Source organism: Pseudomonas sp. Je.1.5.c (assembly GCF_051129895.1).
GTDB classification, from domain to species: domain Bacteria; phylum Pseudomonadota; class Gammaproteobacteria; order Pseudomonadales; family Pseudomonadaceae; genus Aquipseudomonas; species Aquipseudomonas urmiensis.
The window spans coordinates 63,802-69,953 of record NZ_JBCPSP010000029.1; the positions used below are offsets into that span (position 1 = coordinate 63,802).

General features: G+C 61.2%; 5 protein-coding genes and 1 tRNA gene. 2 read left to right on the forward strand and 4 right to left on the reverse strand.

The window, feature by feature from the left end:
• Positions 1 to 260 precede the first annotated feature (260 nt).
• From AAZU54_RS19460 to AAZU54_RS19475, 4 genes are all read right to left on the reverse strand, one after another.
• On the reverse strand, positions 261 to 725 hold the full coding sequence (locus AAZU54_RS19460; RefSeq protein ID WP_186553225.1) for a DUF805 domain-containing protein: 465 nt from the start codon (positions 723 to 725) through the stop codon (positions 261 to 263).
• Positions 726 to 747: 22 nt separating this feature from the next.
• Positions 748 to 1,104, reverse strand: a complete 357-nt coding sequence (locus AAZU54_RS19465) for a DUF4190 domain-containing protein (RefSeq protein WP_186552921.1) — start codon at positions 1,102 to 1,104, stop codon at positions 748 to 750.
• A 265-nt stretch (positions 1,105 to 1,369) separates the two neighbouring features.
• Positions 1,370 to 3,100, reverse strand: a complete 1,731-nt coding sequence (locus tag AAZU54_RS19470; protein ID WP_405129756.1) for a dipeptidase — start codon at positions 3,098 to 3,100, stop codon at positions 1,370 to 1,372.
• Positions 3,101 to 3,264: 164 nt separating this feature from the next.
• Positions 3,265 to 3,341: transfer RNA gene (locus AAZU54_RS19475), tRNA-Arg, on the reverse strand.
• Positions 3,342 to 3,555: 214 nt separating this feature from the next.
• Here AAZU54_RS19475 and AAZU54_RS19480 point away from each other — a divergent pair.
• Positions 3,556 to 4,305 carry a GntR family transcriptional regulator gene (locus AAZU54_RS19480; protein ID WP_186552919.1) on the forward strand — a complete coding sequence of 250 codons (750 nt, stop codon included), beginning with the start codon at positions 3,556 to 3,558 and terminating at the stop codon, positions 4,303 to 4,305.
• A complete protein-coding gene (locus AAZU54_RS19485; RefSeq protein ID WP_434727530.1) occupies positions 4,302 to 6,026 on the forward strand; it encodes a fumarate reductase/succinate dehydrogenase flavoprotein subunit in 1,725 nt (574 codons plus the stop codon). Before AAZU54_RS19480 ends, AAZU54_RS19485 begins: the two co-directional genes overlap by 4 nt.
• The last annotated feature ends 126 nt before the right edge of the window (positions 6,027 to 6,152 follow it).

A 6,152-nucleotide genomic window follows, 5' to 3' on the forward strand; every position in this document is an offset into this window, starting at 1 on the left:
GCAACGCGGAAAACGGCATGGACCTGATTGAAAAACGTCATGAGCCTGGCTTGTGTCCGTAACTTGTTGGGGCCGCTTTGCGGCCCTTCGCGGGCAAGCCCGCTCCCACAGGAACAGCGCCGCTATAACGGTCGGCGCCGGACCTGTGGGAGCGGGCTTGCCCGCGAAGGGCTGCAGAGCAGCCCCAAAGCTGACTAGGCCTTATGTGAACAGCATTAGCCCGCAGGCCGCCCTCCCATGATCCATGTACACCTGCCGCCTCAGACGATGCCTTTCGGGCTCGGACCAAAGCGGTTGCTGCCCTGGGTGCCGTCCTGGATCAGGAACACCAGGTTGACGATCGGCACCAGCAGCCACCAGCCGCTGCGGTCACTGTCGTGCAGGCGACGCACGGCAACGGCGATGCTCGGCAGCAGCACGGCCAGGTTATAGAGACCGCCCAGCGCCGGCGCTGTACCGATCAGGCCGTCGACAAAACCGACCACGAAGGCCACCAGCATGTTGAGCAGGATGAACATCCAGTATTCCTTGCGGCGCGCACGGCCCTTGAATACGGCGTACTTCTTCATCACTTCGATGTAGGCATTACCACTGGCCACGCTCGTGGTCGCGGTCGCGCCATTGCCGATCGTGCCCGTGTAGGTTGTGGTCTGGGTGGCGCCGCAACCTGGGCAGCTCAGTGCCGACTGGTGAATTTGTTTGGCGCAACCACGGCAGAACACCATGCTCATTTGTTTTCCCTCACGATTAATTAACTGATAGTCCGATAAAGCAGAGCAATGAGAACGTCGTCATGACGAGGCCGGCGACGGCCATGCCGTTGCCGGGTTTTTTCTGGCAGATACTGACAATGCCGCTGACCAGGCCGATCGAGGCGAACAGGCCCAGACCGAGCAGGGTATCGGCGTCCCATTCGGCGTCATCGAACAGGGAGAGCAAGCAGAGGATGCCGAGGATCAGCGCGGTGACGGCCATCCACGACGACTCGCCGCCGATGCTCTGGGCAGGCGGTGTGACAGCGAATTGGGGGGCGCCACATTGGGGGCAGGCGGGTGCCGTTTCGTGCAGCTGCTTGGCGCAGCCGCGGCAAAATACCATTGCCATTGCAAATCCTTTTGTGGCGTCTTTCGAACGCGTCCTGTGTCGAAACCCGATGCCAAGGACTTCAATGTCCGCTGGGCACCGGTTGAAAAATTTTCTAACTGTCAGGCGGCCAGGCCTTGCGAAGAGCCGGGCTGAGCGCGCAAGCGGCGCAGAGATTACCAAATATTTCGATTATGGCGAAATGCTGGCGCCAATATTTCTCTGGCTATAGCGCAGGCCTTGGAAAAAGGCGCCGTAGCGCCTTGTTCAACCATTGAGCTAAACCTCAAAGTTTTGGCATCTGCCCAATCCGCGCGACCATCTCGCTGACGATCTGCAAGTCCAGCATGAATTGCTCCACAGTCTTGAACTCGTTGTCGTTGTGCCCGGTGTATTTCACGTTGGGCATGGCCAAACCAAACTGCACGCCATTTGGCAGGTCATGCACCGAAGTGGCGCCGGCAGAAGTGCCGAACTCATGAGGCATGCCGAGGTTCTCGCTGGCTACTGCGAGCAGGGCCTTGACCCATTCGCCTTCAGGATTGCGGTACATCGGCTGGTCGAGGTTGGTGTCGAAGGACACTGCCACAGCGCTGGCCTTGACCCAAGCACCGAGCTTGTCGGTCAGTTCGGCCTTGAGCGTGTCGACCGACTTGCCTTTAGGGACGCGCAGGTTGACCGCCAATTTCAGGGCTTTGTCATCCAGGCCAACGAAGGTCGGCGAGGCCGTCAGCGGGCCCATGAATGAATCTTCAAAGCCAATGCCCAGCTTCTTGCCGGTGTAGTCCAGCCCCCAATTGTCGGCGGCGTAGCGGGCTGCGTCGGTGATGTGGTTGTGCTTGAGCGGCACTTGCTCACCCAGCCCGTTGATGAACACCAGCATGCGCGCGACCGGATTGACCCCGGACTCAGGCTCGGAAGAGTGCGCCGAGACGCCTTTGCTGGTCAGCAGCACTTGCTTGCCTTCGACTTTCGCCTCGATGCTGAAGTTAGCGCCGTTATCCTTCACGAACTGCGCACCGGCTTTGTTCAGGCGAGCGGCGAGATCGGCAGGGTTGTCGCCAATCAGGGTCACCACCGAAGTGGTGGGGATCTGGTTGTTGGCCAGGCCACCCGTCAGGCTGGTGAGCTCGGCACCTTGGCCGCTGGCTGCGCGGCGGGGGAAGGTGGCCATTACCGCGCCGGAGCCTTTCTCGGCGATGACTACCGGGTAGCCGCCGTCCAGTGCCAGGTTGTAGTCCGGCACCGGGTTGCGCTCGAAGTAATAGGGGATGGCCTCACCGGTGGTTTCCTCGGTGGTGTCGACCAACAACTTCAATTGGCGAGCCAGCGGCAGCTTCTCGTCCTTGGCGACTTTCATGGCGTACAGCGCAACGATGATGCCGTTCTTGTCATCCTCAGTGCCGCGGCCGTACATGCGATCACCCACCAGGGTGACTTTGAACGGGTCAAGGTGAGTGCCGTCGTCGAGCTTCCAGTTGTCTGGATTGACCGGCACCACGTCGGCGTGGGCATGAATGCCGACCACTTCCTTGCCTTCTCCGAGCGTGATCTCGTAGACCCGGTTGTCGATGTTGCGGAACGTCAGGCCGAAGCTCTCGGCCAAGGCTTTGATCTTGTCGGCGATCTTGTGGAATTGCGGATTGTCATGCTGGGCTACGCCTTCGACCTGAAAAGTCGGGATCGCGACCAGCTCGCGCAGGTTGTCAGTGGCGGCCTTGCCGTACTTGATGCGGGTATACAGGCCGAGCAGGCGGTTGATCTCGTTGTGCTGTTCGGCGGCCAGCGGCTTGCCGGCCAGGTAGGCCTTGAGGGTGTCACCCAGGTTGTCGGCCTTGGCCAGGTCGCTGCTGGCCAGCTTGCCGATAAATTGCTTGAAGTCGGCCGGGTCGCTGCCGTCGTAGGCTTTGAGGATGGCGGCCGATTGCTGCTGGGAAAGATTGGCTTGGGCCTGCGAGGTGAACAGGCCGATGCTGGCCAGCAACAGGGTCAGGGCAGAGAATTTTTTCAGGTGCATGGGTAAGCGCATTCCTTTGCTGATGCATGAAAGGAGGTACCCGCTCGGATGAACGGGAAGCTGCTCACGCTAACATCAAAGGACAGCGGCACGGGAGTACCAGAAACGCGACGCGGCGCACAAACGAAAAAGCCCCGGGACAAGTCCCAGGGCTTTTCAAGATATGGCGCACTCGGCGGGATTCGAACCCACGACCCCTGCCTTCGGAGGGCAGTACTCTATCCAGCTGAGCTACGAGTGCAACGCGGCGCAATGATACCCATCTTGGGGAATGACGTCCATCGCCTTGATCTGTGGTGTTTTTCCCTGTGCATCTTTAGGCCGCTCGCACCGGGGGCGCTCCTTGCCTGTCAGCAATATCCATATTCGATATCAGTATTTCCCTAGCCATTCTTATGCTCGCTATTCTCTGGTCACAACTTGTTATAACAAGTCACCGATCAGCGAAGAGAACCATGGCCCAATTGCTCCCCCTGTCCCCGGTACCGCTCTACACCCAGCTCAAGGAACTGCTGCGCGAGCGCATTCTCGACGGCAGCTACCCACCGCACAGCCGCATGCCCTCGGAAAACGAGCTGGGCAAGGCCTTCGATGTCAGTCGCATCACTGTGCGCCAGGCGCTGGGCGATCTGCAAAAGGAAGGGCTGATCTTCAAGATCCACGGCAAGGGCACCTTCGTCGCCAAGCCCAAGGCGTTCCAGAACGTCAGTACCTTGCAGGGTTTGGCCGAGTCGATGACGCAGATGGGCTACGAAGTGATCAACCGCCTGCGCAGTTTCCGTCACGTGCCAGCCAGTGCGCTGGTGGCAGCGCGGTTGCAGGTTGAGGAGGGAGAGCTAGTCACCGAGATCCGCCGCGTGCGCCTGATCAACCGCGAGCCGGTGTCGCTAGAGCTGACCTGGCTGCCCAAGGCGGTCGGTGAAAAGCTGGAAAAAGCCGACCTGGTCACCCGCGACATCTTCCTGGTGCTGGAGAACGACTGCGGCATCCCGCTTGGCCACGCCGATCTGGCCATTGACGCGGTGCTGGCAGATAGCGACCTGACCCAGGCACTGGAGGTCGAGGAGGGCGCGCCGATCATGCGTATCGAGCGTCTGACCCACGCCGCCGACGGCACGCCGCTGGACTTCGAACACCTCTACTACCGCGGCGATGCCTTCCAGTATCGCCTGCGCATCGACCGCCAGAAGGGGGGCAAGGCATGAGTATCGAGACCCAGGACTACGACATTATCGTCATCGGCGGCGGCACCGCCGGCCCGATGGCGGCGATCAAGGCCAAGGAGCACGACAAAAGTCTGCGCGTCCTGCTGCTGGACAAGGCCAACGTCAAGCGCAGCGGCGCCATCAGCATGGGCATGGATGGCCTGAACAACGCCATTATTCCCGGCCACGCCACGCCCGAGCAGTACACCAAGGAGATCACCGTCGCCAACGATGGCATCGTCAACCAGACCGCAGTGCACGGCTATGCCACTCACAGTTTCGCCACCATCGAGCAGCTCGACCGCTGGGGCGTGAAGTTCGAAAAGGACGAGACTGGCGACTATGCGGTGAAGAAGGTGCACCACATGGGCGCCTACGTGCTGCCGATGCCCGAGGGCCACGACATCAAGAAGGTGTTGTACCGCCAGCTCAAGCGTGCGCGGATCGAGATCAGCAATCGCATGGTATGCACGCGGGTACTGCTCGATGGCCAGGGCGCCGCTGCCGGAGTTCTTGGATTCGACTGCCGTAGCGGTGAGTTCAAGGTCGTCCGCGCCAAGGCCGTCATTCTTGCCTGCGGCGCCGCCGGCCGCCTGGGCCTGCCTTCGTCGGGTTACTTGATGGGCACTTACGAGAACCCGACCAATGCCGGTGACGGCTACGCCATGGCCTATCACGCAGGAGCTGAACTGGCCAACCTTGAGTGCTTCCAGATCAACCCGCTGATCAAGGACTACAACGGCCCGGCCTGCGCCTACGTCACTGGCCCCTTGGGTGGCTACACCGCCAACAGCAAGGGCGAACGCTTCATCGAGTGCGACTACTGGAGCGGGCAGATGATGTGGGAGTTTCATCAGGAGCTGGAGGGCGGTAATGGCCCGGTGTTCCTCAAGCTCGATCACCTGGCCGAGGAAACCATCCAGAACATCGAAGAGATCCTGCACAGCAACGAGCGCCCCAGTCGCGGCCAGTTCCACGCCAATCGTGGTACCGACTACCGCCAGCACATGGTCGAGATGCACATTTCCGAGATCGGCTTCTGCTCCGGGCATTCGGCCTCGGGCGTGTGGGTCGACGAGAAGGCCCAGACCAGCGTCAAGGGCCTGTACGCGGCGGGCGACATGGCTGCGGTGCCGCACAACTATATGCTCGGCGCCTTCACCTATGGCTGGTTCGCCGGGGTCAATGCCGCGCAGTACGTGGCCGGGCGGGAATTTGCCGAGGTCGATGTCGAGCAGGTCGAGCGCGAGCGGGCGCGGGTGTTCGCGCCGCTGCAGCGTGAGCACGGTCTGCCGCCAGCGCAGGTCGAGTACAAGCTGCGGCGCATGGTCAACGACTACCTGCAGCCGCCCAAAGTAACGAAAAAGATGGAGATCGGCCTGGCGCGCTTCGCCGAGATCGAACGCGACCTTGCGCAGATGAAGGCCAGCAACCCCCATGAGCTGATGCGGGCGATGGAGGTCACGGTGATTCGCGACTGCGCCGAAATGGCCGCACGCGCCTCGCTGTTCCGCGAGGAAAGCCGCTGGGGGCTGTACCACCATCGGGTCGACTTCCCCGAGCGCAACGATGGCGAGTGGTTCTGCCATTGCCACCTGAAGAAGGGCGAGGACGGTGAGATGACCAGTTTCAAGAAAGCGGTCGAGCCGTACCTGATTGCCCTGGATGCCGACGAACAGACCGCGTACGACCGGCTGCGTGTAAAGGCCGATGCCGCCTGATCGCGGGGCAAGCCCGCTTGTATGGTTAGACTTGAAGGGGTGGTGGGACTAAATGCCCGATTCTGACTGTTCGCAGCAGTACAGACCGTGGGAGACATCGCCCCACCCCTTCCACCAAAGCGCCGA

Bases quoted from the DNA above. Each gene is read 5' to 3' on its own strand.
- AAZU54_RS19460 (WP_186553225.1), bottom strand. From the start codon at position 725: ATGGTGTTCTGCCGTGGTTGCGCCAAACAAATTCACCAGTCGGCACTG.
- AAZU54_RS19465 (WP_186552921.1), bottom strand. From the start codon at position 1,104: ATGGCAATGGTATTTTGCCGCGGCTGCGCCAAGCAGCTGCACGAAACG.
- AAZU54_RS19470 (WP_405129756.1), bottom strand. From the start codon at position 3,100: ATGCACCTGAAAAAATTCTCTGCCCTGACCCTGTTGCTGGCCAGCATC.
- AAZU54_RS19480 (WP_186552919.1), top strand. From the start codon at position 3,556: ATGGCCCAATTGCTCCCCCTGTCCCCGGTACCGCTCTACACCCAGCTC.
- AAZU54_RS19485 (WP_434727530.1), top strand. From the start codon at position 4,302: ATGAGTATCGAGACCCAGGACTACGACATTATCGTCATCGGCGGCGGC.